The following is a 26,658-nucleotide window of genomic DNA, read 5'->3' as shown; positions in this document are numbered from 1 at the left end:
TGGAGATTTATGTGTTTTTGCATTTGTTGGGGTAGTTCTTTTTGTAGGAAATATTGTTACTGCTGCGTTTTGGAAGATCAGAGCTGATGTGAAAGGTGATATTGATTTAATTCATAATACTGTGAAAAATGTCATGTTAGCTGACTTTATTTTCACGTTCCCAGGGTTAATTCTAATTATTTTTACTGGTATTAATATGGTTATTCAAGCTGGTTATTCTTTGTCCAGTTTTAATTGGCTTACCTTGTCGTTGATGTTGTATGTATTTATTGGAGTATTATGGTTAGGTATACTGATTCCACTGCAATACAGAATGATTCGGTACAGTAATCCCTCAATTGGTGATGGTTCAATAAATCAGTCATATAAGAAAGCATCTAATTATTGGGCAATTTTTGGAATGATAACAACAATCATACCTGTCTTGATTTTTTATTTTATGATTACAAAAGGTTTTTAATGAAGAGGAGTGGATACTAAGATGGTACCATTCATCGTATTGGTCGTATCTTTCGCGTTCTTTTGTATAATTGGATTATTAAACCCATTATTAATGGATTGGCAGACATCTTTACGTATAGCTGTTGCTCTCATGTTTTTAGTTACAGCATCTGCACACTGGGGGAAGAGACGTCCTGATCTTATAAAAATGGTACCACCAGTGTTACCAAATCCAAAATTCATTGTAAGTATAACTGGTGTATTAGAAATTATTTGTTCTATAGGAATAGTAATTCCATTCACTTCTAATATAACCTCAATCTGCTTGGCAATTTTACTAGTGGTTATGTTCCCAGCTAATTTTCACGCAGCAAATAAAAATGTGAAAATTGCTGGGAAACCTACGATGCCTCTATTACAACGAACTATTCTGCAAATAATCTTTATCATAGCAGTTATTGTTGCAGGATACCCTTTCAATAGTACATTATAATACTGCTCTCAAATACACCCCCTTCAATCAACAGTATTTTTCTATCGACTATAAGAGCAAGAATGAGGAGGATTTAGAAAATCATTTCTTGATAAACTAGAAGTCAGATATGATTCACATGAAATGAAGCAACAGAAAGCCGAAAATTTCTCAATGTCTGCTTTCAAGACAGTATTTCAGTTGTAGATAAGAAATCATAAGAAAGATTGAAACGTAAACATTCATAAACATAACTGCTAAAGGAGGATGTTTCATATGTCTGAAATTAACCTGACTTTTTATGAAATGTGGGAGAAGATTATATCTTGTGATCGAAAATATGATGGGCTGTTTTATACTGCTGTAAAAACAACTAAAATATATTGCCGACCGTCATGTAGGTCAAGAAAACCCAAAATGGAAAATGTTGAATTTTACTTTGATATTAATGAAGTTGAACGTGATGGATTCCGTGCTTGTAAAAGATGTCAGCCAGATATTGAACACTCACCGAATTTTAGTCTTGTCAAAAGTACGATTAACTTTTTAACAAATAACTACAAACAGAAGCTAGAATTAAAGGACATTTCCAGTCATGTCGGTGTAAGTTCTTATTATCTTGATCGACTGTTTAAACAAGAAACTGCAGAGACTCCACGTACTTATTTGGAAAAAATTCGAATAGACAAGGCTACATATCTTCTTAAATATACTGATCAAACGAACATAGATATTTGTTATGAAGTTGGTTTCCAGAGTCCATCGAACTTTTATAAAGTGTTTCGACGTTTAAAAGATTGTTCACCTACTGAATATCGGAAGCTCAATAGATAAGGAGAGAAGGGAATGGAATGGATTGACCACAAAACATCTATAGAAGTATGTACTCCGAAGGAATTTAATTTTGAAGAGTGTTTAGTATATCTAGACAGATCGGAACTAGAAACACTTCATCAAGTGAAAGACGGTTGTATATATAAATTGTTAAATACAAAAGATGAATCAATATTAGTAAGAATTCGTTCTATGTATGATGGGGTTCAAGTTGATTTTCCATTAAATCAACCGTCGATTAATTGCCGTGAAGAAGTGGCATCGTATATATGGGAGTGGTTTGATCTTGAGCGGAACATAAGTCCTTTTTATGATGTTGCTAAACAAGATCGGATTTTGCAGAAATTTTCCAATAAATATTATGGATTAAGAATGATAGGTATACCAGATTTATTCGAAGCGCTAACTTGGGCAATCATCGGACAACAAATTAATTTAACATTTGCGTATACCTTAAAAAAGCGATTCATTGAACAGTTTGGGAAATGTATCAATTGTGAGTATGGAGATTTTTGGTTGTTTCCAACGTATCAAACGATCACTACATTAGAAGTTGGAGATTTGAGAAAACTTCAATTTTCAGTTAGAAAAGCAGAATATATCATTGAAATTGCAAAAAATATGTCGAATGGTAATTTAACAAAAGAAATGTTACTCCAAATGCAAGGTTATGAGCAAATAAAAAAATTCTTAATGAAATTTAGAGGGATAGGGGCGTGGACAGCAGATTACGTCATGATGAGGTGTTTGCGTCATTCATCAGCCTTTCCGCTAACAGACGTCGGAATTCATAATGCATTAAAACTACAATTAGAGCTTGATCATAAACCATCAATAATTGAAATAAAAGAAATGATGGAGAAATGGAAAGGTTGGGAAGCATATTCAGCCTTTTATCTTTGGAGGTCGTTATATGAATGAACAACATAAATTAGATTATAATTCTCCCATTGGGGTTATAGAGATAATTAGTACAGGTAAGGCAATCAGTTCAATTATGTTCACTGAACGGGATAAAATAGTGAACTTATTGAATGACGAAACTCCAACAATATTAAAGGATTGCTATGGGCAACTTGACAACTATTTTAAAGGTAAACTTTTCAAATTTACATTTCCTTATTTTTTCGAGGGAACAGATTTTCAACAGACAGTATGGAATGCGTTAATATTTGTTCCATATGGCAAAACAGTATCGTATAAGGACATTGCTACATCAATTGGCAATGATAAAGCTATCAGAGCAGTTGGAAATGCAAATGGAAAAAATAAATTGAGCATCGTCATTCCTTGTCATCGTATTATTGGCTCAAATGGGAATCTAACAGGATATGCAGGAGGTGTATGGCGCAAGGAGTGGCTACTTCAACATGAAAATCATCTCTTAGGTCAAAACCATACTATGAAGTCAACTTTTTAGCTAATTGGAATTAACCAATCTATAAGATAAGAGTTCGAATTTTAGATCACGAAAATTTTCGAGGGGAGAATTTACAATAGCATTCTATTATTCGCAGATTTTTAGGTAAAGCCCTTATATAAGAATCCGAGATGGACTTTTTATATAAGGGCTATTTTTCACGAATATTAGTTATAAAAAAGTATACTAACATTCACGTGTCAATCTCATTATTTTGGTAATCGCACTGTTAGTGAAGTGCCTTTTGATACTTCACTTTCGACATTAATTTCACCACCGTGAGCAAGTATAAGACTTTTGACAATCGCCATTCCTAATCCTGTCCCAAATTCAGATGAATTTGTAGTCGTTCCTCTATAGTATTTTTTGAAAAGATTATCAATAGTATATTGATCCATACCAACACCATCATCTGAAATGACAATCTCAATAAATTCCTCACCATTATTGATGACAGATACTTTAACACTCGTTCCTTCAGGGTTATGAAGTATCGCATTCATGATCAAGTTTTGGAGTGCGCGGTATATCAGATGTTCATCAAATGCAATTTCAATATTATTTTCCTTCGATTGAAAACTTAAATAGTAATTGAACGATCGAGGGTCATTACCTACGTCAGCTATTAATTTTTTTGTGAATTCAATAATATTACCTTGACTTTTATTTAATGGGATTGGTGAATCAGAATTATTCATTTTAAAAGATAAGTTAAGGTCTTGAATTAGAGCATCGATATGATGACTTTTATGAGAAATCTCATTTATGAAAGAGGTTTTCTCCTCTTCAGTCCATGAATACTCCTCATTTAACAATAGCGCAGAGTATCCAGTAATATAGGTCAGAGGTGTCTTTAAATCGTGTGAGATCCCAGCCATCCAATCTCTTTTAGATTCATCTAATTTCTGTCTATCAATTTCAGCTCTTTTTAAATGTTCAGCTAGAGAATGGATATTAACAATAACTTCTTCATACAGTTTATAGCGCAAACGTAGCTTATTCTTTTTCGTATATACATTCCATTTTGTATAGGGTGGTTCATATTTACCGTATGTTAGTTGCTGAATCCATGAAAGCATAAACCATAGAGGTCCACCAAAGTACAATGCATAAAGTAAGCTACATAGTAGAATATTTAATAAAAATATTAAAATTACAATTAAGTCATACCATCTATCATTCTCCTTAAGATCAATAATTGGAAAGATAACATCGATGGTAAACATAAAAACAATACCTAAGCTCAATAACCATAGAATTAATCCGACGATAAAATATAGACTAAAACGTAACTTCATCTTTACATGTTCACCGTCGAAGGAGGTACAAACTTATAACCGATTCCTCGTAGATTTACAATCATTTCAGGATTTCTAGGGTTATCTCCTAGCTTTCTTCTAATTTTAGAGATATGGATTGTAACCGTTTTTTCTTCACCTAGTACATCTTCACCCCATACATGTTGATAAATTTGTGAAGTGGTAAAGATTCTATTCGGATTTTTACAAAAAAACTTCAAAAGCTCCAATTCTTTAGCCGTACATTCCACTTTGTTATCATTGACAATTAGAAGAGCATCATTAGGTATCAGTTGGAATCTCCCATAGTTGTATTCTGTATTATTAACAACCTCTGTATCTTTATCAATAGATAATTCATACATGTTCTTTCTTCGTAACAATGCTTTCACACGAGCAACAACTTCAAGTGGATTAAATGGTTTGGTAATATAATCATCCCCACCAATACCAAGACCTGTTAGCTTATCAAAATCACTAGAGCAAGAAGTAATGAAAATAATTGGTGTGTTTGTATGTTTTCGGATTTCATTACATAAATCAAATCCATTAAAGTCTGGTAACATTACATCCAATAAAATTAAATCATAAGTATAATGTTTAATTAAATCTAAAGCATTTTGACCATTCATACTGCGGGATATATGATCATAACGCTCTTTTTTCAAAGTTATTTCAAGTAAATCTAGTATCCCTTTCTCATCATCCACTATTAAGATTTTTTCTGATTTTCTCAATTAAGTTCCTCCTTATTGCAAAGAGAATGGAGTGATCACGAATCCATTTTAACACAATATTGGATATAATATGTAATTCAATTTATAATTGGAAAAGTATCGGTATAAGCAATAATTTTAGTAAAGTGAAGAATAGTAATTCAAATTAAGTATCCATAAGAGAAAGGAAGTGATGAAATGCACAGAGAAACGGTTTATTGGATGAATATTTCAAATAAACTCAATCAATCTCAGATTAGCTGGTTCATAAATTATTTAGATCAGAGTGAGTTGCAGCGTTATTGCCAATATCTAAATGAAGATAAAGCAAAAGAATTTTTACTAGGTAGAGTATTACTGAAATGGGCACTTTCAAATGATATAGGAATTCCTATCAACGAGTTAACATTATACCCAGATGACTATGGAAAGCTATATCTTAAAAACCATCCATTATCATTTAACTTAACCCATTCAGGAAATATGATTGCTTGTATTTTGAGTGAAGGTAGGGAAGTAGGGATAGATGTAGAGTTTGTTCCTTACGACTCACTAGAAGTAATGGACTTAATGTTTACAGAAGGTGAAAGGAGATTTGTTGAATCTAAAACTGATATTGAAAAGGTACAAGAAGCCTTTTATTTTGTGTGGACTAGAAAAGAAGCATATATAAAAGCAATTGGTAAAGGTTTCTCAATAGATCCTAAGACAATAAATGTGCCACTACATAAAATGGTTGAAAAAAAGCGAGGCTTTACTTATTACAGTTTCTACCCATCACAAGATTATCTCATTTCTATTGTCGTAGAGGGTAACTTAGATACAGAAGCGCTTTCTCTTCAAGAATTAAGTCTTGAAGAATTATATAATTCAGATAAATAGACACTTTTCATCTTATTTCAATTAATAGAGATGAGCCGTAAATTGATTTTTTAGATATAGCATAGATAAGAGGATCAATATCAATTTCTGAAAAAATTGCTTTAAATCGCTTGATAGGTTCTAATTCATATAAATCTTGTAGTTCAAAGAGACATATTTGTCGCATAGCAGTCATAAGGATTCCCCCTTTTTTCTAAAGAGTTGGTTTGGTCGCATACTCATTCGACATTTGGGGAGTTACTCCTTTTTTTATGTCTTAGAACCTATGAACTACAAGGCTTTGATTTTATGAAAATGATTCGTTTAGTAAATGGTTTCTGTTAGTATATGGAATATAAGCCTTACTAATATAAATTTTTTATGGGGGGGAATATGAATGGAGTGGAAAAAATGTTATTATAAGGCATTAAATTTTTGTATTACCTTTGTGTTCATCATGTTTTTTATGTGTACGTCAGTACTTGCACAAAATTCTAGTGAATTAGCAAAAATTGAAGACTTTGAAGAAATGATAGACAATTACATGGAAAAAAGCTTAAAAGAATATCATATTGCTGGAGCAACTATAGTTGTGGTGAAAGATGGAGAAGTCTTACTAAAAAAAGGATATGGTTATTCTGATGTAGAGAAGAAAATACCAGTAGATACCAATAAAACATTTTTTAGAGTAGGCTCTGTTACAAAGATCTTTACAGCAACTGCAGCAATGCAGTTAGTTGAACAAGGTAAAATTGACTTAGATACGGATATTAATAAGTATTTAAAAGGTTTAAAAATAGACACTAAATATGATACACCTATAACATTAGCAAACCTTTTAACACATACAGGTGGTTTCGCAGAAAGTGTTGACGGTATATATAGCGAAAAATTGTTAGATGAACCAGTTCCTTTGTATGATACTATAAAAAATAATATGCCTCCTCTTATTAGACCTTCAGGAGAAGTAATTCAGTATAGTAATTACGGATACGCCTTAATAGGACATATTGTAGAGCAAGTGAGTGGGATACCTTTCGATCAATATGTTGAAGAAAATATTTTTAAACCTCTTAATATGAAAAACACAAGATATTCTCTATCATCAAGTATGTTATCTGAGATGTCAAAAGGGTATAATTACAAAAATGGAAATTTTGTCGAAAAACCTCTTGGGAGCATCATTGTTCATCCTGCAGGTTCAATTGTTTCAACTTCTAACGATATGTCGAAATTCTTAACTGCACATCTTCAAAATGGCAAATATGGAGACAAAAGAATACTAAAAGAAGAAACGGCTATTAGTATGCAAAATCGCCAGTTTACTCAACATAATTTAATGCCCGGATATGGATATGGATTTCATGAGAATTTTAAGAATAATAAGATAATCATGCATGATGGAGACGCGGATCTGTTTACAAGTCAGTTGTCAATATTACCGGAAGAGAATCTAGGTTATTTTATTTCTTATAATACACTAGATGATGGACAACTACGAAATGGTTTTGAGGAAGAACTATATAAATTTTTAAAAGTTAACTTGGATCAAAAACTAGAAAATTTAAAAGAACGCCCTTTTAAATCCAATAAGGATTTGAAGGATTTCGAGGGAGATTATGTTTTTGCACAAAGGTTATTAGAGGGTCCTTTAAAAATAAGAGGCTTATTCTTAAAAATGAAAGTAAGTATAGATCAAAATGGAGAACTAAACTTGAAGGTGTTTGACACAAGTCTAAGTGGGGATTATATACAAATAGAAAGGGGTTTATTTGTAAATAAAGAAAATAGTAGGAGCATTTTATTAAAAGAAGATAAAGAAGGAAACAAATATTTAATTGTTGATATGAATGTACCGATACAAACATTAGAAAAACTAGGTACACTAGAGGCTTTCATGGAAACATATATAAGATCTTTTGTTATTATTATTTCTATATTAGGGTGTATGTTGAGTTTTATTAACTTGTTTAGAAGAAAGAAAAAATATAAGGGGATAGAACGGCGTACTAAAATAATCGTTAATTTAATTTGTTTATTAAATTTGTTTCTGGCTATAAGTATGATTATGGTGATGTTTAGTCAAAGTGATAGTTTTAGGCATTATATATTAATTGTAGTTAATTTGGTTAGTATAGGAATTGCCACTAGTGTGTTGTTCTTATGTTATTCGTTGGTGTCGGTTTGGAAAAGAAACTTTTTACCTTTATGGAACAAAATATTTTATATACTGGTGATTTTAGCTGGGATAGGTGCCTTAATATATGTTAGTTTTTTAGATGTTATTTTCTTTGTTTAATAAAGAATAGAATAAAGGTACAGGAGGTTTAAAAACTGGATTTTTTACTAAAGGAGAGTTAACATGCAAAAAACGGTAATGAAAAATAGTCCTTGGTTATTTGTTAATAAATTTTCTAATAGTAGTTCCGTACGTCTTTTTTGCTTACCATACGCAGGTGGGGGAGCAACAATTTATCATCAATGGATGTCTAGTATTTCAAATAAAATAGAAGTATGTCCAATACAACTACCAGGACGTGAAAATCGAATAGGTGAGGCATCATATGATAATATTCTTTTTTTAGTTAAAGAAATTGCGAAGGAAATTGAGCCATATATTGATAGACCATATGCTTTATTTGGTCATAGTATGGGAGCGTTGATTTGTTTTGAGTTAGCAAGAGAGTTGAGAAGAAGAAAGATTAATAATGCAGAAAGGCTGTTTTTATCTGGAAGAAATGCAGTTCATATTCCTCGTTTAAAACCACCAATTCATAAACTTGACCAAGAAACATTTATTAATCGACTCAGAGAACTAAATGGAACACCAGAGTTACTTTTGCAAAATAAAGAACTAATGGAGTTCGTTATACCTATTATTAGGAACGATTTTAAAATGGTGGAGACATATTCTTATGAACAAGAAAAAATATTAAATATCCCCATTACAGTAATAGGTGGAACAAATGATCCTTATACTTCTATTGAATATTTAGAAGAATGGAGGGAACACACTTCTAATAATTGTGAGGTGCATCAAGTTGAAGGTGAGCACTTCTTCCTTAATAATCGTACAGCAGAAGTATTAGAGATTATTAGTAATGACCTATTAAAGAAATGATTTCAAATATAAAGAAATACATAAACCGATAAGTACACATTGTAATATATGTGTATTTATCGGTTTTTTAGAAATCAATAACTTGTCATCTGTTTGGAAGTAAGCGTCAAATAGTGCCCACGTACAATCTGTAAATAATCCATGAGATAATCTCTTACATACTGATATATGTGGGAGGTTTTTCTATGAAAAAACAACGAATAGAGAAAGAATGGGAAGCCTATATCCTTGACTTTAAAGAAAGTGGGCTATCAAAAGCTGCTTGGTGTCAAAAACAGAACCTTCCGGTTCATCGGCTTTATTACTGGCTGAAAAAATTATCCCCTGAAACGGAAGAACCAAATAAGAATAAGTCCGCAAATTGGATTCCAATGAGTGTTCCTACTATAGAAGAAGAAATCAATACTACCATTCGTATTCATATGAATGAAGTAACCATCGAACTAGATGGACCTTTTACTTCACAAGTACTTCTCCAAGTCATGCAGTCGGTAAAAGAATTATGATTTCAGAAAAAGCGATTGAAAAGGTATACCTGGCACAAGGGGCAACTGACTTACGTAAATCTATTGATGGACTCGCAGTCATTGTAAAGGAAGAGTTTGAGTTAGATCCCTTTTCTTCTTGTTTATTTGTTTTTTGCAATCGCTCACGCGATAAACTAAAAATTCTTGTTTGGGAACATAATGGTTTTTGGTTGCACTATCGCAGGTTAGAAAAGGGAACGTTTGAATGGCCAACTCAATCTCCTAATGTACCACTTACCATATCAAGACGGCAGTTTAGATGGCTTCTTGATGGATTTTCTTTTCATCAAAAACAAGGACATCAAGCCGTACATGCAAGAACGATTCTATAATAATTACAGATGAAGGAATTTGAATATTCTTGTCGAATCCCTTTATCTATGAAAACAATACATTCCACTCAACCTACAATTGAATCTCTTCAATCTCAAGTAGAAGAACTCACGGAAAAAGTGAGATGGTACGAAGAACAATTTCGTCTTAGCCAACAAAAACAGTTTGGTACGTCTAGCGAAAAAACACCGGAAAATCAACTCGCTCTAGAACTGTTTAATGAGGCCGAGAAAGAAAGTGATTCTGAAGTACCCGAACCAGCTGTTGAAACGATCACCTATCGTCGTAAAAAGAAACGTGGTCATAGGGATGAGTCTGTCCAAAACTTGCCTATCGAAACGGTTGAATATCGTTTAGCTGATGAAGAACAGGTTTGTTCATGCTGTGGTGGTACGTTACATGAGATGAGTGTAGAAGTCCGAAAGGAACTGACAATTGTTCCTGCGGAAGTAAAGGTGACGGAACATAAACGATATGTCTATGCTTGTCGTCAGTGTGAACAAGATGAGATCGCTACGCCGATTGTAACAGCGAATATGCCAGCACCTGCCTTTCCTAAAAGTATCGCTTCTCCCTCCATTATGGCGTATATTATGTCTCAAAAATATGTAGAAGGTTTACCTCTTTATCGTCAAGAAAAACATTTTGAACGAATGGGAATTTTTTTATCACGACAAACGATGGGAAATTGGTTATTATATGGAGCTGATCAATGGTTAGTGGTTTTATATGAAAGGATGCATGAACATCTGCTTAATCGAACCATCCTTCATGCGGATGAAACGACTTTCCAAGTCTTACGTGAACCTGGACGATCAGCTACAACCAAATCTTATCTGTGGTTATATCGTACAGGACAAGAAGATATCCCGATTGTTCTCTATGATTATCAACCAACAAGAGCAGGCGAGCATCCGAAAAGTTTTTTAACGGGTTTTCAAGGGTTTTTACAAGTAGATGGATATCGTGGTTATAATCAGGTACCGGATGTTATCCTTGTGGGATGTTGGGCGCATGCGAGACGTAAGTTTGATGAAGCTTTAAAGGCTTTACCTGACTTACAAGAGAGGAAAAAGGTGAAGGCGAGCGAAGGTTTACGCTTTTGTAATCAACTTTATTCTATCGAGAAAAAACTCAAGCATGTCACCCCTACAGAACGATATGAGCAGAGACTTGAAAAAAGCAGGCCCATTTTGGACCTTTTTTCAGCATGGCTTCATGAACAAAAGGATCGTGTTTTACCCAAAAGCGCCCTTGGCAAAGCGATTACTTATTGTTTGAATCAATGGAATCAACTTGAAGCGTTTTTATTAGATGGTCATTTAGAAATCGATAACAACAGAAGTGAACGTTCCATTAAACCGTTTGTGATTGGGAGAAAAAATTGGATGTTCTCGAATACACCGCGAGGTGCTAGAGGGAGTGCCGTGATGTATAGTGTGGTTGAAACCGCAAAAGAGAATGGTTTAAGTCCTTTTCATTATCTTCAATATTTGTTTGAAGTGCTACCAAATATCGATTTAACCAATAAAGAAGAAATCGATAAAGTTTTGCCGTGGTCAACGGATCTACCGGCTATTTGCAAGGTACCGATAAAAAGTGATACACACGTCAAGCAACCTCTAAATTAACAACTTCTGTTGTATAATCAGGGGTTGCTTGGCGTTTACTTTTATCGAGCAATTTTATAAGTTCTATCCATTGTTCGGGAGTGAGATTATCCTTTTTTAATTTTTCAGCAATGATTTCTTTTGTTTTATTAAAACTTTCGAGTGCCTTAACAGAAACCTCTTTTTGCTCCTTTATACCATTTAGTATAAAATCCTGATTTTGCTTAAGTAGATTTGTCACATTCGGAATTGCTGGGAGCATTTTCTCTAAAACTCTTATATCAAGTCTATTAGTTAAACCTAAGAATCTTAAGAAATTGCTGTTTTCTGCAAGTTCAACCTCACTCTTAATTCCTATTTCATTTAACACAGCTTCACGACTCAAGAGCATCAATTCTTCTTTTTCATTTGTTTCCATTTATCTTACCCTCCCTATTTTCCTTAACAAGATTTTAAGAAAGCTAATCCTTAAAACGATTAGTTTTTGTTATTATGATTCATTTTTAAATTCTCTTAAAACCTCTTTTTTATCATAAGAGTATGTAATATCTATTGTTTGTCCCTTCGTCTTTTCACTTGATGAAAAATCTTTAGAAATTGTATGAATTGTACCTTCTGGCAAGACCAGTGCATACTTACAAGGTAACAACAAATACTTTAATGTCTCTTGTGATTCTTCTAACTCACTTTCGATAGTATCTGGTCCTGCAAATGGTAGATAAACCTGATAACAAAAATTTCCGAAGCAAATTAAAAAGATACCAAATGGCGTTTTTTCTCTCGATTCCCATTTACGTATAGCCAAGAACATTTCTATATCAGCAAATGGTTTTCCCCCTGGAATAAACTGTTCAAAAACTTTACAAACCACTTTTCCATGTTGTGAATGGTCTTCCTCTCTAATCCACTCAAATGTCTCCCAGAAATAAGGCAAATAATGTTTGGGCATTATCGAAAGGGCCATTTTTACAAAACATTTATAAACAGCCATTGGGATAAACGGAAATCTCTCTCCCTTTATCGTAAAGGAATTATCAGTGGCATCATCAACAATGTTTCCGCTGTCAATATAATCTTGAATGATGAACCTATTGCTCTTTTCTTTGTCATGCTCTATCCTTAAACCGTTTTTATGCTTATAGGTTGGAATCCCAGTTTTCCCTCTTATACCTGTGGTAGAGCGTTCAAATGAGAGATAATTTGCTAACTCACTTTCAAGTTTAGAGAATACTTTATTACATTCATCACATTCTTCAAATGAAATCAAAACCTTATTCCCAACTAATTCAGGTATAGCATGGGCTACCTTTTTAAATGTTGTTTCTTCTTTTTCTTTTCCGCAAAATCTACACTTTCTCTTATTCTTATCCCCTATAAACTGCTTATCCCTATTCCCAATATTTTCAGTCTTAAGTGTTCGGGGATAAATATTATAGTTATCCATATAAAACCTAATATGTTCTTTTACCTCATTTTTGTTCACTCTATTCACCAACAATTACTATGATTTTATTTATTATGATACCGTTACTCAAAATTGATTTTATGGATATATAACCTTTCTTATTTCAGGCTTTAACTGATATGTAAACTTTAAATTAAAACCAAAAATCTCTAATATTTTTTCTCCATGTTTTTGCATTTGTTCTTCCTGGAATCGATATGCATCCTTTTCAGATGGCAGTTTAAGATATGAATCGAGATTTCCATCAATTGTAGATATTTCTTCTTCATTTTGGAACAACTTGTTTTCATTTTGCCAAGCATGGCGAATCTCATGATATAAATTACCGATTAAACTAATGATTTCATTAGGGTCTCTTTTTATATCCCCGAAAAGAAATAGGAAAATTTTTATTCTCCCCATTTCTCCAATAGTTACACCCGCAGTCTCAGTTTCACCATTGAATATCTGTGTATATTGCTCCGCCTTCATATCAGGCTTATTTTTTTGTTCTTTAAGGAGTTTTTCTCGGTTTTCATAAAAGTATATAGTGTAATTTAAAGATGCGTATTCTTCTCCTAAAAGAGCAATACATTTGTTAATTTTTATTTCCAATCCTTTTTTTAAGTTTCTTATATTTAACCCCATAAATTCACCTCTTGCTTTTCACTCGTTTATTAATACAACAACTTAGTCTTTTACTTGTATTGCTCGTAAAGTCTATGAATATATTTTATATCGTCATTAAAAGACTCTTTAGTTGCCCGAATATGCTGAGTCTCGGTATGCTGACTGTGTCCAGTCATCCAACGACAAGATTTTTCAAATAAATCAGTTACTGAAGCAAGTTCATTAACAAAGTCACCCTTAATATCCTTAACTTTTGTAAACATAATATTTGGCTCATATCTCCGTATAACATTATTAAAGAAACCCTCTTCCACAATTAATTCACACCAAGTTCGGATGTCCGCATATGCTTTCTTCAACGCCTCTTCTAATATATCTCCAAAACAAGTTTTAGAATTAATTGTTTGTTCTTGAGCTTTTAATTTTTTCATTACGTTTAAAAATGGACTTGATATTCATAATTTTGATGAGTCATAGTAGATTTATTGGGAATTTGCGAAAAAATTAATCTGTGATAAAATACAAATAATTCTAAATATTAGGAGTGGTAATTTGGATATTGAAATTTCTAGAATGTTTAATCAATTATATAAAAAATTTTTAAATGAAAACTTTGATCTTTCGGATATTGAAATGTTAATTGAATTAGTAAGAAGATATGAAATAACAAAGGACAATGCTAAAGCTATTTTAGAAATACCTAAAACTGTATTTAAAAATGATATTCAATTTTTATCTTTTAGTCAAAGTGGAGGATATTTTGCCGGTAATCTGACAGGTACTTCACATTCAAGCGAGTACATAGATAGTTTTAGGGATGATTTAATTAATATAACCTTTAATGAAAAAGATATTGCTAATTTCATAGATTACTGTATTCATAATTTTGATTCTATAGGTTGGAATGGTCTAGAGTTTTATTTAAGAATCCCACAAGTATTATTGAATTGGGATAACTCTAGAATCTTAGATGAATCAACATTTTTAAATAACGGCAATATCTATGCGAAGATTTTAAAAAAAGAATTTTCATTATAATTAATTTAACCTAGCCTTAACATGGTTAGGTTCTTTATTTTACCATTAATCTGTTTGGAAGAACATTAATCAGCTTGAAATTTAAACGATGTTTGCCTTTCATGTTGTTTTTTTCATACTATTAATAACTTTTGGGATACGTTTCAGGCTGTCGAAAATTAGTACGACAGCCTAAATATATAATAGACAGAAAAATATTGATCGTTTGGAACTATTTTATTTTGGAGCTTGAATCAATGTCTTTACACGAGGAAGGCTGGAGAATATTTTGTAGTGCTTTTCCGTATAAATTTGATGGGGTATTGTTTCCTGCAATAATATTAAAAATAGCCATCCCATTTTCTATTGATAGAATGGTCCAGGCTAGTTCTTCAGGTGACAAATTAGATTCTCCCTCTTCATCCGACTTCATTTTTGTTATTACATCTGAAAGTTGTTCTACGGATTCCAAGATCATGTCTGTCCATTTTTGGCGTACTGATTCATCTCTCATAGCATATAAAAGAAATTCCATATTAAGTGAACTCCAGGCTTGATTTTGCTCTCTATCCATGTCAAAATAATGCCCCATTTTTTTAATGAAATGTTCTAATGAATGTTCTTCATCCATTATTTGATGAATGGTATTAACATGTGATTGCATTTGTTGTTCTAATAAGGCAAGGAATAACTCTTCTTTAGATTTAAAATGTGCGTATATTGCTCCTTTAGTGAATCCAGCAAACTCTGCGATTTTATCTACAGAAGCTCCATGAAAACCAAGCTTAGCAAAAGTTTCAGCTGCTGATTCCAATAACATTTTCCGTGTTTCTTGTTTTCGTTCTTCCTGGGTTAAGCGTTTTCTACTCATTTTTCTTCCTCCTCTTGACAATAATAACATATCTAGTTAACATACTGTATAGAATATAAATTCTTTTTAGTATTTAAATTCTATTTAGTATAATTGTTATGTGTTTACAAATTAAATCGCTTTTTTTCTATGGGATTCATTAAAACAAATAAAAGGAGGATGGTTTTTTGCTGTTAGTAAATAATGTTGTAAAAGAGTACTCAAAGGGTGTCAAAGCGAATGATCAGATTTCTTTATCCGTTAATCCTGGAGAAATATTTGGTTTATTAGGACCTAATGGTGCAGGAAAAACTACACTTGTTTCGCAAATAATTGGTTCAATGAAGCCTAGTTCAGGTACGATTACAATAGATGGAGTAGATATTGTTTCTAATCCTCAACAAGCACGTAAACTATGTACTATGCAACCGCAATCACAAGTATCAATAGAGGGATTAACACCTAAGCAAGCTATTGAATTAGCTGGACGAATGCGCAAAGGTGATCGACATAAGGTAGCTCAACGCACAGATTATCTTTTAAAGGAACTAAATATAGAGCCATGGGCTAATAAAATGGCCACAAATTTGTCAGGGGGGATTAAACGTTTAGTTATTTTTTGTATGACGGTAGTAGTTCCTGGAAAACTCGTCATACTTGACGAACCTACTAATGATATAGATCCAGTCCGAAGACGTTTATTGTGGAATCAAATTCGTTTACTTGCTGAGAATGGGGTTGCCGTTCTTATAGTTACACATAATGTAATAGAATCTGAGCAATTTATAGATCGTTTAGCTATTATTAGTGAAGGAGAAGTACTTGCTTCGGGTACTCCATCCCAATTAAAAAGAGATCTTGAAGGAAACCTTCGATTACAATTAGTTATTCAACCCGAACACTCTATCCCTCCAATACCTGATTTTGCTAATATTACTATGCATTCAGGTGCAAGGGTATTTTTGTCAATTCCGCAAGCATTTGTTTCTGAAGCTGTACAGTGGGTAGAACATCTTCGTTTAACAAACGAAATAGAAGAATATACTTTAAGTCCAATAACATTAGAAGATGCATATTTTAAATGGATCAAACCTCAAGAGAAAATGGAGAATCAGGAGGTTACAGATAATGTTGTTTAACAGTGGTTTTTTTCTATTATTACGTTGGAAATTATTGAGCATGCGGGTAATGTTTCCTTTGTTTATCATAGTTCAAACATTGTTGTCTGTGGGCATTGTTTTTGGCTTTTCATTTTTAATACCAGAGTTAGATAACACGAGTTCAATTTACCTAACAACTGGGGCTCCAACAGTAATTCTACTTGCTATTGGTTTTGTTATATTACCTCAGGGGATTGCTGAGTCAAAAACGAAAGGAACTTTTGAGTATATGCTCACATGGCCATTGCCTCGTCTCTTATATCTGTTAGTAGACGCAATCGTATGGATTATTATAACGATACCTGGTATTATACTTGCACTAATTATAGCTTCTGTGCGTTTTGATATTTTAGTTTCCTTCAATCCATTTGCAATAGCTATACTACTTTTTGTAGGATTAACTTCCATTTGTGTAGGTTACGCAATATCAGTTTTGTTACCTCCTTCTATAGCACAACTGCTTTCTCAAGTACTTATGATCGGTGTATTACTTTTTTCACCTATTAATTTTCCAGCCGAACGTCTTCCAGAGTGGTTAGAAATAATCCATGCGTTACTACCGATAGAGCATATGGCCAACGCAGTGAGAGGAGCTTTATCTCCTGAAAACTTTGATATAAAAGGTGTAACATGGATAGCTTTGACGGTATGGTGTTTTATAGGTTTTTTATGTAGTTACCTTACAATATCTCGACGAAAGTAAAAACGTTAGAGTAAGAAGGTAAAGTTGTAGACTCTAAATTTTAAAAAAAAGGAGATATTTTTATGTTCTACACTATACGAACAAGTCACTTGACTAAATCATTTAACGGGATAGAGGTTGTGTCAGATGTTAATTTGAATATAAAAAATGGAGAGATTTACGGAATACTAGGTCCAAATGGCTCAGGAAAAACGACGGTTATGAAAATGCTTGTAAATTTAATTAAACCAACAAGTGGAGAGATAGAGATTTTCGGTGATATTATTTCAAGTTCATCTTATGAATATTTAGAAAAAGTAGGTAATATCATAGAAACTCCTATTTTGTATGACGAACTTACTGCAAAAGAAAATTTAGAAATTCATTGTAAGTATATGAATTTTAACGATATGGATGCAATTGATGACACATTAGAACTTGTTAACTTGAGAAATACGGGTAATAAAGCTGTAAAAAACTTTTCATTAGGTATGAAACAACGACTGGGTATTGCAAGATCTATAATTACTAATCCTAAACTTCTCATTTTGGATGAACCTATTAACGGATTAGATCCTTCGGGTATTAGAGAAATAAGAAATATATTAAAAATGATGAGCAAGGCGTATGGAACAACTATTTTAATTTCTAGTCATATTTTAGGAGAAATAGAACATCTTGCTGATACGATTGGTGTTCTTCATAATGGTAAATTAATTGAGGAAATTGGATTGGATACTATACGCGAAAAAAAACCTGATTATATTGAAATAGTTACAAAGGATTCAACATACACAACTGAAATCTTAGAAAATGAATTGCACATTACAAACTTTAAACTTATAGGTAAATCAGTTATTCACATCTATGACTCTCATGTTCCACAAAAAGAAATTGCAAAGAGACTAATAATTAGTGATATAGAGATTGAGTCTATTCACAAAAAAACTGAATCATTAGAAAATTATTATTTAAACCTTATAAAAGGAGAGAGCACAGATGTTAAGACTAATCAAACTAGAAAGAAACAAATTCAAATTTAGTGTATATAATAAGTGGATTGTTCTTGCTAATTTAATCTTACTATTTTTCATGTTTCTTATTCCTTTCGCAGAGAGAAAAGATAATGGTGTGATTGCTTTCGGACAATATTCAGAAGCTTTTAACATTTTGAATTTACTTGTTGGTGCAACTTTTACAATTTTTGCATCAGTACTTATTGCAAAGTTAATTATTGAGGAATATAAAAATAAAACCATCTTAGTTTTGTTTTCATACCCTGTAAACAGAAAAGCATTATTGGGAGCAAAATTAATAATTGTGGTTTGTTGGAGTTTAACAACCATTATCCTTTCTAGTATATTTATATCTGCTTCTTTTATTGTAATGGATAACTTTTTTAAATTTGTACCAGAACAACTAAGCGTATTAATTATAATTCAACAGTTGCTTAAAATCCTTACTAATTCTGTTGCTACTGCCGGATTAAGCTTAATCCCGTTATATTTTGGTATGAAAAAAAAGTCTGTGCCAGTCACTATAATTTCCTCCATCCTTATCGTAACGGTTTTAGGTTTTAATACTAATAGTTTTTCTGTTGGTTCAATAATCCTAATACCAACTTTTCTTGCAGTTTTAGGTATTTTCATAGCATACATAGCAATACGTAAAGTAGAGGTTGAGGATGTAAGCTAATATAAAATTATTTCTTGTGGTTTGAAATATTAAATATTTCAATATAGTAATAGAAAAAGTTAATCAGTTTAGTGAAGGAAAAGACAATAGTCGATGATATATATTTCTAAATCCACCTGTTTTAGTAGGTGGTTGTTTTATCTTACAAGTTAAAATACTTAAATGTGTTAGCGACATTTGATTCTATTTCCTTGCTAGTACTCCCAATAACATCTCGTCTTTCTGAACGTAATGTATTAATGTGAAGTAGCACTACTGATTAGATTAATTCTGTAGTGCTACTTTTATGTTTGAAAAGAAATCGAATTATTTTCGAAATAATTAACAGTTCTATAGTAACCACCAAAGCTTAGTTTCTTTAATAGTTACTTGTTCGTTCTTCGCAAATTCTTCTTTAATTTTGATCTTAAAATAATCAATCTGTAACAATTTCTCGCGATCACTCTTCACAAATAATCCCTTTTTAATGATTGAACATAATGAACAATAAATTTTTATAATGAGATGTTTTTTACAAAATAGCTGAGATGATCTGTTTTTAATAATAAGATCTACATTTGATATAGAAGAAACATTATTAATGGACCATTAAGTTAAAAGCTTATAATCTTACTTCGATTTTGCTTTTATTTTACCTTAATTTTACTTTAGCTGTTTATGATAATAGTAAGCAAACAATGAAAGTTACATCAAGAAGATAGAAAATTATAAAGATTTACATTGGAGGTATTTATATGGAGCTTACTATACAGCAAGTCTCAAAAAATTATGGTCAAAAACAGGCTCTTCAGAATGTGACATTAGATTTAAAACCCGGTGTATTAGGTTTGTTGGGACCTAATGGGGCAGGAAAGTCGACTTTGATGCGCATGCTTTCAACAATTGAAAAACCATCAAGTGGCACAATATTATGGAATGGGGTTGATATTGCACAAAACCCTAATTATTTACGAAAAGAATTAGGGTATTTACCTCAAGATTTTGGTGTTTACCCAAATATGAATCCAATAGAATTTCTTGAGTACATGGCAGCTATAAAAGGGTTGTCGATTAAATCTTCTAAGAAAAGAATCAATGAACTATTAGAAGCATTGAATTTAGCCAATGATCGAAAGAGGTTATTAGGAGGATTTTCAGGAGGAATGAAACAGCGAGTTGGTATTGCTCAAGCTTTATTAAATGATCCATCACTACTAATTGTAGATGAACCTACTGTTGGATTAGATCCACAGGAAAGGATTAGGTTCCGAAACTTACTTTCTACCTTGTCATCAGATAGGATAGTTATTCTTTCTACTCATATCGTAACAGACATTGAATCAATTGCACCTAACATTGCAGTTCTATCAAAAGGCAGACTAGTTACTCACACTACGCCAGAATACCTTATTAAAAGTGTTGATAATAAAGTTTGGAATTGTGTTATCCCAACATCAGAGCTTCAAAACATGCAAGAGCAATATGCGATTAGTAGCGCTATTCATCGAAGTGACGGAGTGCATGCACGAATTATATCAGAAAAACGCCCTAATTATAATGCTACCTCATTGCCTTCTTCATTAGAAGATGCATACCTCTACTATATTTCGTCGTTGGGTGTGACACAATGAACCATACATTTGAATCGTATGTTTATTTAATGAAGAATAATCTCATTAAACAAATGAGAAGCTATTCATTTCTCATTATTATTGGTTTAAGTATTTTTATTGGGTATGCATGTGTACCATCATCTACAGCTGGTTATGAAGTATTTTATATTGGGGGAGTACGTGGAGTATATAATTCTGCATGGCTTGGCGGCATGGCAGCTATGCTTACAACCTTATTGCTATGGTTATTTGGATTCTATATGTTGAGAAGTCAAATAACAGAAGATCAATTGTTGAAAGTTGGACAAATCATTGCAGCTACACCAATTAGTAATTTCCGTTACATTTCAGGAAAAGCGATATCAAATTTTCTTGTATTAGTTGTCATAGAAAGTATTATGATGATTGCGTTTATCATTATGCAATTAATACGTGGAGAAAGTTATCAGCTACAATTATGGGATTACTTCGCACCATTTCTATTTATCGCTATTCCTTCTCTATTAGTATTAGCGTCTTTAACTGTTTTATTTGACGTCTTACCTGTTTTAAAAGGTGTGATAGGTAATATCGTATTCTTCTGTTTTTGGATTTTCTTTAGTGTAATTTCAATCGCAAGCCCTAGTAGTTTTTGGGATTTGTTTGGACTAGATGCGATTCGATCTGACATGGTAAGTGAAGCAGCGATACAATATCCTTTCATTGCTCAAAGTCAAGAAGGGGGAAGTTTCGGTTATTATCCAACAGAAGGGCAAATTGCAACATTTATTTGGCAAGGTGTTGAGTGGGACTCACATCTATTAACACAACGCGTGATTTGGGTGTTAATTGCGATGATTCTAACATTACTTTCATCTATGATATTTTCACGCTTTAAGGAAGAAAAGAAAAAACTGCTTAATAAAAAGCTTGCACTCTTTAAGAGTAAAAATAACTTTATTGTTGAAAGTGCAGAGAAAAAGGGATTCAAGTTATCACCAGTTGAAAAAAGTAGACGTATTCATTTATCACGCTTAATTCGAGCTGAGTTACGAATCATGTTAAAAGGTAATTCTATTTGGTGGTATCTTTTAGTCTTAGGAATGATAACTGGAAGTATTTTAATTCCATTTGACAAAATTCAAAGTTGGTTACCTCTTCTAATGGTTATGCCAATTGTTATTTGGTCTCAAATGGGTACGAGAGAAAAGACATACTTTACTAGAGAGTTAATCTTATCTAGTTGTCCACCAATATATAAATTTGCTGCTGTATGGATTTCTGGGATTTTTATTACTGTACTCATGTCATCAGGTATATTCGTTCAATTCTTAATGCAAGGGCAAATGACATATTTTTATTCATGGTTAGTAGGTGTATTTTTCATTCCTACATTGAGCTTTGCTTTAGGATTATTGAGTGGATCGAGAAAACTATTTGAAGTTATTTATATGTTGTGGTGGTACATGGGCCCAGTAAATGACTTACCTTATCTTGACTTTTTAGGTGTTTCTACTGCACATAACAACCTTTATATAATTCTTACAGTCGTGTTCTTTATCACTGCTCTCATGATTCAGCAGGTACAAACTGGTAGTTTAAGCTTAGGAAGAACAAAGGGTATAAATAAAACTGATTATTCTAAAGGAGGATATCATGAGAAAGCTAAACAATAGAATGATTACACTATTTAGTATTGGATTTATGGTGTTATTACTGGGCGCTTGCAATTCAGATTCTGCATCAAACTTTGAAAGTAAATCGTTCGAGGGAGGAAACGTTGAAGAAATTTATGTGAAAGCGGATGGTCAAAATATTGAAGTTCGTCCAAGTAATGATAGTACAGTGAAAGTAAATATGGAAGATGTTGAAGATATTCCTGCAACAGTTGAAGGCAATGTGTTGAAAGTAAATTTAGAAAATTCATCAGGCATCGTAAATTTAAAAACTAAAACACTATACCTAGATGTACCAAATACGATGTATAAGAAAATCAGCTTAATCTCTACATCAGGTAATATTTCTGGTGAGGGTCTGAAAGCGGAGGAATTAGTATTTACAACAGACTCAGGCAATATATCGATAAATGGGATTGATAGTAATAAATTATTTAGTGAAAATGTGGCTGGAAACGTAGAATTGGAAAATGCTAATGGAGATTTTGTAATTACCAATCAAACTGGGAATATAATACTTTCACACAATGGAATGTTAGGTAGTGATAGTAATATTAATACACTTTCTGGTAAAATTGTAGTTAACTTTAACCAGAAGCCTAATAGCTTAATCGTAGATGCAGCAACAGAATCAGGTAAAATTAAAACATCATTATTTGCAGCAGAGAAGATCATTTCTCAAGGGGCAGGTAATAAGTTACAAAGTGAACTGGGAGCAAACGGACCAAAATTGTCAATTCATACGTTATCAGGAAGTATCAATTTAGATTAATAATTATCAAGAAAGACTTATCAAATTTCAATTTTTTGATAAGTCTTTTTTGTTTCTAATAAGACTAAGTGCAATAAAGATTTATCCTTTAAATCCAATAAAAATACAGGTACAGAAACAACTATAGTCCATTTTTATAGAATATCGTCTAAACGAAATAATGAGTTAAAGCATACAATATGGTTAAAAAGACTATCAATCACTAAATAAACAATCTATATAGTAAATGATTGAGGACTAAGCAAGGTGTTCAAGCTAAGTGTATAGGATGGTGGAAGTTTGAAAACATCACAACATTTGATAATTTCAATAATTTGTAGTTTTGTATGTCTTATTTTTATAGGTTCAGTGATTGGGTTAGCAATCTTTTTTTTGAACGAAAAAACAATCGTTGTGCCAAATGATTTTCCTACAATTCAAGAAGCAGTTAATGAGGCAGAAGAAGGAGATATTATTTTTGTGCGAGCAAGTGGAGGCCCATATGTTCAAAATGTTGTCATAAATAAAGATAATTTAAATTTAATTGGGTTAGGGAAAATGAAACCTGTACTAGATGGAACAATGATAGGAGGTAATGGTTTAACACTGAATGGAACTTCAGGAGTAATCGTACAAAATTTCACTGTACAACAATACGGTTTAAATATTGTGTTATCTAGTTCAAATGAAAATAAAATTATGAACAATCGTTGTAATGGTGGTGTTGAGGGGATATTTCTAGCCGATTCAAATCAGAACAAGATTGAAAAGAATAGTTGTAATAATAATTCTATAGGCATTGAATTGGACAATGCAAAAAGTAATTTAGTTAAAGGAAATGATGTCATAAGTAATAACAATGGGATTGTTATAGAAGATGATTCAGACGATAACTTGATAAAGAGAAATGTAGTGAATGATAATGTTCTAAACGGAATAAGTTTATCTGGAAATTCAAATGAAAATGATGTTTTTTTTAATCATGTGCTCGGTAATGGGAACCTTGATATTATAGATCAAGATGATAACAATTTAATTGGTAATAGGTGCAACAATAGTAACATCGCTAGTATTTGTAACTGATTTTTTTAAGTGCTTTTATTTGTAAAACTTAATAAATTTCGATGTGGTCAGTTATTTGAGAATTTAAATGATTCCATCAAGAAAAACTTAAGTAATAAAGCACATAAATTGAAAATAACCTCAACCATCAATGCAATATAATTAACCGCTACAAGTTTTAATCAGTAGCGGTTAAAATTCTCTTAACATCTGCAATTTCTAATTGTTTGAATAATAATTATCGCAACAACGAAAGCAAGGAATGCTAAGAATAATTCAGGTAATACAACTAATAACAGAAGTGTTTGTTGAATTGTACTAGTAACTTCTGGTTGTCTTGCAATACCTTCAAGGGCTGCTCCGCCAGCAGTACCAATCCCAATACCTATACCTGCTAAAGCAATCATTGCAACGCCAGCACCTAAGAAACTTAAAAAATATATAACGTATTTTTTATCTATTTGCACCAATTTTCAGCTCCTTTCATAAACTAAAAGTTATTACACTTGTAGTATATGAGAAGCGAAGAGAGGTGTTCTGGGTCATACAATGGTTTGAATGATACAAAAAGTGTTTTGTTTAATATCACTCAGGATTAATCTTTGATAAATAGGAATAACTAACGATCAAGCCACAAATGTAGACGATAAACGCAAAATACGCAGGTAATAAGTGAATAAAGGTTGTATATCCAATTGCAAAATGAACGTAAATAGCAGTAATAAAAGCTGGCAGGCCGCCAATAAAAAAAGTCCACCAAACCCACTTGTTTCCTTGCTGGTATCCCCAAAGAGCAATCATGAGTACGAGTAATCCGACACTTAATAAAGCACTTCCAAATCCTGCACGATCATGGGCAATTAATGATAATAAATTTTCATTAAAGGATTGTAATTGGTCAATACTCATACAAATATATAGTAAGTCAGTTGGAACAAAGACTGAAGTTACCCCATAAATTGAAATAATGATTCCACCAAACACAAAAGAAAACCCTAATAATACAAACAAAAATTGTCCCAACAAAGACATTTGCCAAGCTCTATGATTTTTTAGATTCGTTGAAGTAGGAGTTCCTTGTACATTTCTAGTTTGATAAAAACCATATATATAAAATGGTAGTAGGGTGATCCAGAACACTAAATGCAACCAATCAAAATAACCGTAACCAATAAATAAAAAGATGCCTAAAAAGCCAATAATAGCAGCAATATCTGTAACTTGTTTTGACCACTTAAGTTTTCTTCTAATACCGTTTTTAGCAAGATTCATATACACGATGCCACCTGAAATCATCGTGCCAGCTAATGTCATGCGATCATGTGCCATAAAAAGCATAATTCTATCATTAAAATTCCATAAATTTTCTTTTTTTGTATTTAAAAATAATTCATCATATGGGAGAATAATAGTAGTTAAACTAAACAATAATGCAAGTAATCCTCCAAGGAAAATAAGTAGCCCGAATATCCAATACGACTTCCATCCTTTTTGCGGAAGAGAAGGTTGCTCAACTCTGTTCAGTAATGCTTCGTTTATTCTTTTCGTCAAACCAGGTCCAGAAAATACATAACCGTCAACTAACATAACTAAATCTGCACCTGCATTTAGCAATTGTAATGCTTGGTCTGGTTCATGAATTCCTCCAGACGTCAGAATAGTTTTTGAGGAGTCTATTTTTTTTAGACGTTGTACACTATTTAATATTTCTATAAATGAATCCCCGTCAATTATTACACCAGAGAATGTATGAAATAAGTTTACTAAAGTTTCAGTTTTTTCATTAGATGGAACAACGACATAAATCGGTTTAGAGGTTAATGTAACATAACTAGGATCATATGATTCAATAATATAGCCGTCTGCATATGAATCTAATTCTTGAATCATTGTGAAAATCTCTGCTTTACTTCCTGAAATCCTCATGAATAAAGGTTGTTTCTTTTTGATTGTTGTTAGTTTATCGATAGTTGTTTCTAAACCAATAGACTCATGTTTGCAAGGGAAATGGATTTGTTTATCTTCTCTGTTGATAATCGGAAGTTGAGCATTCAAGCTTGGTTTCATCGTTATAGGCCCAATTTCAATGAAACCAAACCCTAAATGTGAAAATGCCTTTGTACCTGATAGTAAAGGATCAATCTTCCCAGAAAGTCCAACAGGATTGTTATACTTCACTCCATCAAGTTGTTTCTCAAGAAGAGGAGAACATTCTTCCCGACCTAGGAAATTTATAATATGAGAACCGACTGGAAGAGAAGCGATTGCATTCATTCCACGATGAATAAACTCCCTAGAGGTGTAAGGGGATAGTTTCGTTAACATCGGTTTAAATATAATATGATAGGACCAATCTGGCATATTCTTCACCTTACAATCTATAGATTTATTTGACATAATTTTACCATATATAGTGTGTATATGTTTGAAATTGAATATAACATTTCTAAAATGAGGTATCATAAAACATTTTGATGAACAAACTTA

30 protein-coding genes are annotated in these 26,658 nt (G+C 32.4%); 20 read left to right on the top strand and 10 right to left on the bottom strand.

All coding sequences use genetic code 11. The features are described from left to right. The first annotated feature begins 88 nt into the window (after positions 1-88). From BFG57_RS00965 to BFG57_RS00945, 5 genes are all read left to right on the top strand, one after another. Positions 89-460 carry a DUF2269 family protein gene (locus BFG57_RS00965; RefSeq protein ID WP_425388450.1) on the top strand — a complete coding sequence of 124 codons (372 nt, stop codon included), beginning with the start codon at positions 89-91 and terminating at the stop codon, positions 458-460. Positions 461-481: 21 nt separating this feature from the next. Beyond that, on the top strand, positions 482-934 hold the full coding sequence (locus BFG57_RS00960) for a DoxX family protein (RefSeq protein ID WP_069715583.1): 453 nt from the start codon (positions 482-484) through the stop codon (positions 932-934). Between the two features lie 255 nt (positions 935-1,189). Next, complete coding sequence (locus tag BFG57_RS00955) at positions 1,190-1,747, top strand: bifunctional transcriptional activator/DNA repair enzyme AdaA (RefSeq protein ID WP_069715582.1); 558 nt, start codon at positions 1,190-1,192, stop codon at positions 1,745-1,747. A gap of 12 nt (positions 1,748-1,759) precedes the next feature. After that, entirely contained in the window at positions 1,760-2,668 is a 909-nt protein-coding gene (locus BFG57_RS00950) for a DNA-3-methyladenine glycosylase family protein (RefSeq protein WP_069715581.1), read from the top strand. Next, on the top strand, positions 2,661-3,167 hold the full coding sequence (locus tag BFG57_RS00945) for a methylated-DNA--[protein]-cysteine S-methyltransferase (protein WP_069715580.1): 507 nt from the start codon (positions 2,661-2,663) through the stop codon (positions 3,165-3,167). The genes BFG57_RS00950 and BFG57_RS00945 overlap by 8 nt, the downstream gene beginning before the upstream one ends. 209 nt (positions 3,168-3,376) lie before the next feature. Here the strand turns inward: BFG57_RS00945 and BFG57_RS00940 are convergent, their stop codons facing one another. Further along, positions 3,377-4,465: a sensor histidine kinase gene (locus BFG57_RS00940; protein ID WP_069715579.1), complete on the bottom strand. Its 1,089-nt coding sequence runs from the start codon at positions 4,463-4,465 to the stop codon at positions 3,377-3,379. A gap of 2 nt (positions 4,466-4,467) precedes the next feature. Further along, positions 4,468-5,202: a response regulator transcription factor gene (locus BFG57_RS00935; protein WP_069715578.1), complete on the bottom strand. Its 735-nt coding sequence runs from the start codon at positions 5,200-5,202 to the stop codon at positions 4,468-4,470. Between the two features lie 201 nt (positions 5,203-5,403). On the opposite strand from BFG57_RS00935, the gene BFG57_RS00930 reads away from it, so the two are divergent. Then, complete coding sequence (locus tag BFG57_RS00930) at positions 5,404-6,063, top strand: 4'-phosphopantetheinyl transferase family protein (protein ID WP_175428235.1); 660 nt, start codon at positions 5,404-5,406, stop codon at positions 6,061-6,063. Between the two features lie 7 nt (positions 6,064-6,070). Here the strand turns inward: BFG57_RS00930 and BFG57_RS18730 are convergent, their stop codons facing one another. Continuing rightward, the gene (locus BFG57_RS18730; protein WP_175428234.1) at positions 6,071-6,238 is read right to left on the bottom strand and encodes a hypothetical protein; all 168 of its coding nucleotides are present in this window, start codon (positions 6,236-6,238) and stop codon (positions 6,071-6,073) included. Positions 6,239-6,439: 201 nt separating this feature from the next. Here BFG57_RS18730 and BFG57_RS00925 point away from each other — a divergent pair, with 201 nt between their 5' ends. From BFG57_RS00925 to tnpC, 5 genes are all read left to right on the top strand, one after another. Next, positions 6,440-8,341 (top strand): serine hydrolase domain-containing protein, encoded by a 1,902-nt coding sequence (locus tag BFG57_RS00925; RefSeq protein ID WP_069715576.1) that lies wholly within the window; start codon positions 6,440-6,442, stop codon positions 8,339-8,341. A 63-nt stretch (positions 8,342-8,404) separates the two neighbouring features. Further along, positions 8,405-9,163 (top strand): thioesterase II family protein, encoded by a 759-nt coding sequence (locus BFG57_RS00920; RefSeq protein ID WP_069715575.1) that lies wholly within the window; start codon positions 8,405-8,407, stop codon positions 9,161-9,163. 185 nt (positions 9,164-9,348) lie between these two features. After that, positions 9,349-9,669, top strand: coding sequence for an IS66 family insertion sequence element accessory protein TnpA (gene tnpA, locus BFG57_RS00915; RefSeq protein WP_069715574.1), 321 nt, complete (start codon positions 9,349-9,351; stop codon positions 9,667-9,669). Then, the gene (gene tnpB / locus BFG57_RS00910; protein ID WP_069715573.1) at positions 9,666-10,022 is read left to right on the top strand and encodes an IS66 family insertion sequence element accessory protein TnpB; all 357 of its coding nucleotides are present in this window, start codon (positions 9,666-9,668) and stop codon (positions 10,020-10,022) included. Before tnpA ends, tnpB begins: the two co-directional genes overlap by 4 nt. A 48-nt stretch (positions 10,023-10,070) precedes the next feature. Beyond that, positions 10,071-11,654 (top strand): IS66 family transposase, encoded by a 1,584-nt coding sequence (gene tnpC, locus BFG57_RS00905; protein ID WP_069715572.1) that lies wholly within the window; start codon positions 10,071-10,073, stop codon positions 11,652-11,654. Here the strand turns inward: tnpC and BFG57_RS00900 are convergent. The 4 genes from BFG57_RS00900 to BFG57_RS00885 all read right to left on the bottom strand — a co-directional run bounded on the left by BFG57_RS00900 (position 11,635) and on the right by BFG57_RS00885 (position 14,138). Beyond that, a complete protein-coding gene (locus tag BFG57_RS00900; RefSeq protein ID WP_069715571.1) occupies positions 11,635-12,051 on the bottom strand; it encodes a hypothetical protein in 417 nt (138 codons plus the stop codon). The genes tnpC and BFG57_RS00900 overlap by 20 nt on opposite strands. A 72-nt stretch (positions 12,052-12,123) precedes the next feature. Further along, positions 12,124-13,116 (bottom strand): HNH endonuclease, encoded by a 993-nt coding sequence (locus BFG57_RS00895; RefSeq protein ID WP_069715570.1) that lies wholly within the window; start codon positions 13,114-13,116, stop codon positions 12,124-12,126. Positions 13,117-13,176: 60 nt separating this feature from the next. Then, positions 13,177-13,725: a hypothetical protein gene (locus BFG57_RS00890; RefSeq protein WP_069715569.1), complete on the bottom strand. Its 549-nt coding sequence runs from the start codon at positions 13,723-13,725 to the stop codon at positions 13,177-13,179. Between the two features lie 50 nt (positions 13,726-13,775). Continuing rightward, on the bottom strand, positions 13,776-14,138 hold the full coding sequence (locus tag BFG57_RS00885; protein WP_069715568.1) for a hypothetical protein: 363 nt from the start codon (positions 14,136-14,138) through the stop codon (positions 13,776-13,778). A gap of 121 nt (positions 14,139-14,259) precedes the next feature. Here BFG57_RS00885 and BFG57_RS00880 point away from each other — a divergent pair, with 121 nt between their 5' ends. After that, complete coding sequence (locus tag BFG57_RS00880) at positions 14,260-14,745, top strand: hypothetical protein (RefSeq protein WP_069715567.1); 486 nt, start codon at positions 14,260-14,262, stop codon at positions 14,743-14,745. Between the two features lie 211 nt (positions 14,746-14,956). Here BFG57_RS00880 and BFG57_RS00875 read toward each other — a convergent pair whose 3' ends face one another. After that, entirely contained in the window at positions 14,957-15,595 is a 639-nt protein-coding gene (locus BFG57_RS00875; protein WP_069715566.1) for a TetR/AcrR family transcriptional regulator, read from the bottom strand. A 167-nt stretch (positions 15,596-15,762) separates the two neighbouring features. Here BFG57_RS00875 and BFG57_RS00870 point away from each other — a divergent pair, with 167 nt between their 5' ends. The 8 genes from BFG57_RS00870 to BFG57_RS00835 all read left to right on the top strand — a co-directional run bounded on the left by BFG57_RS00870 (position 15,763) and on the right by BFG57_RS00835 (position 24,192). Continuing rightward, positions 15,763-16,713 carry an ABC transporter ATP-binding protein gene (locus BFG57_RS00870; RefSeq protein WP_069715565.1) on the top strand — a complete coding sequence of 317 codons (951 nt, stop codon included), beginning with the start codon at positions 15,763-15,765 and terminating at the stop codon, positions 16,711-16,713. After that, positions 16,703-17,437: an ABC transporter permease gene (locus BFG57_RS00865; RefSeq protein WP_069715564.1), complete on the top strand. Its 735-nt coding sequence runs from the start codon at positions 16,703-16,705 to the stop codon at positions 17,435-17,437. The genes BFG57_RS00870 and BFG57_RS00865 overlap by 11 nt, the downstream gene beginning before the upstream one ends. 62 nt (positions 17,438-17,499) lie before the next feature. Beyond that, the gene (locus BFG57_RS00860) at positions 17,500-18,459 is read left to right on the top strand and encodes an ATP-binding cassette domain-containing protein (protein ID WP_069715563.1); all 960 of its coding nucleotides are present in this window, start codon (positions 17,500-17,502) and stop codon (positions 18,457-18,459) included. Then, positions 18,416-19,111: an ABC transporter permease gene (locus BFG57_RS00855; RefSeq protein WP_069715562.1), complete on the top strand. Its 696-nt coding sequence runs from the start codon at positions 18,416-18,418 to the stop codon at positions 19,109-19,111. Before BFG57_RS00860 ends, BFG57_RS00855 begins: the two co-directional genes overlap by 44 nt. 734 nt (positions 19,112-19,845) lie before the next feature. Beyond that, positions 19,846-20,721, top strand: coding sequence for an ABC transporter ATP-binding protein (locus BFG57_RS00850; RefSeq protein WP_069715561.1), 876 nt, complete (start codon positions 19,846-19,848; stop codon positions 20,719-20,721). After that, positions 20,718-22,358, top strand: a complete 1,641-nt coding sequence (locus tag BFG57_RS00845; RefSeq protein ID WP_069715560.1) for a hypothetical protein — start codon at positions 20,718-20,720, stop codon at positions 22,356-22,358. The genes BFG57_RS00850 and BFG57_RS00845 overlap by 4 nt, the downstream gene beginning before the upstream one ends. Further along, the gene (locus tag BFG57_RS00840; protein ID WP_069715559.1) at positions 22,339-23,130 is read left to right on the top strand and encodes a DUF4097 family beta strand repeat-containing protein; all 792 of its coding nucleotides are present in this window, start codon (positions 22,339-22,341) and stop codon (positions 23,128-23,130) included. The genes BFG57_RS00845 and BFG57_RS00840 overlap by 20 nt, the downstream gene beginning before the upstream one ends. 279 nt (positions 23,131-23,409) lie before the next feature. After that, positions 23,410-24,192 carry a NosD domain-containing protein gene (locus BFG57_RS00835; RefSeq protein WP_069715558.1) on the top strand — a complete coding sequence of 261 codons (783 nt, stop codon included), beginning with the start codon at positions 23,410-23,412 and terminating at the stop codon, positions 24,190-24,192. A gap of 182 nt (positions 24,193-24,374) precedes the next feature. Here the strand turns inward: BFG57_RS00835 and BFG57_RS00830 are convergent, their stop codons facing one another. Together BFG57_RS00830 and BFG57_RS00825 are read right to left on the bottom strand one after the other, a co-directional pair. Next, positions 24,375-24,638 (bottom strand): F0F1 ATP synthase subunit C, encoded by a 264-nt coding sequence (locus BFG57_RS00830; RefSeq protein ID WP_245676678.1) that lies wholly within the window; start codon positions 24,636-24,638, stop codon positions 24,375-24,377. Between the two features lie 118 nt (positions 24,639-24,756). Continuing rightward, a complete protein-coding gene (locus tag BFG57_RS00825; RefSeq protein WP_069715557.1) occupies positions 24,757-26,532 on the bottom strand; it encodes a dihydroorotate dehydrogenase in 1,776 nt (591 codons plus the stop codon). Between the last annotated feature and the right edge of the window lie 126 nt (positions 26,533-26,658).

The organism is Bacillus solimangrovi, assembly GCF_001742425.1.
GTDB classification, from domain to species: Bacteria; Bacillota; Bacilli; order Bacillales; family Bacillaceae_N; genus Bacillus_AV; species Bacillus_AV solimangrovi.
The sequence above is the reverse complement of the archived record's forward strand: the minus strand, read 5'-3'. Positions and strand labels throughout refer to the sequence as shown.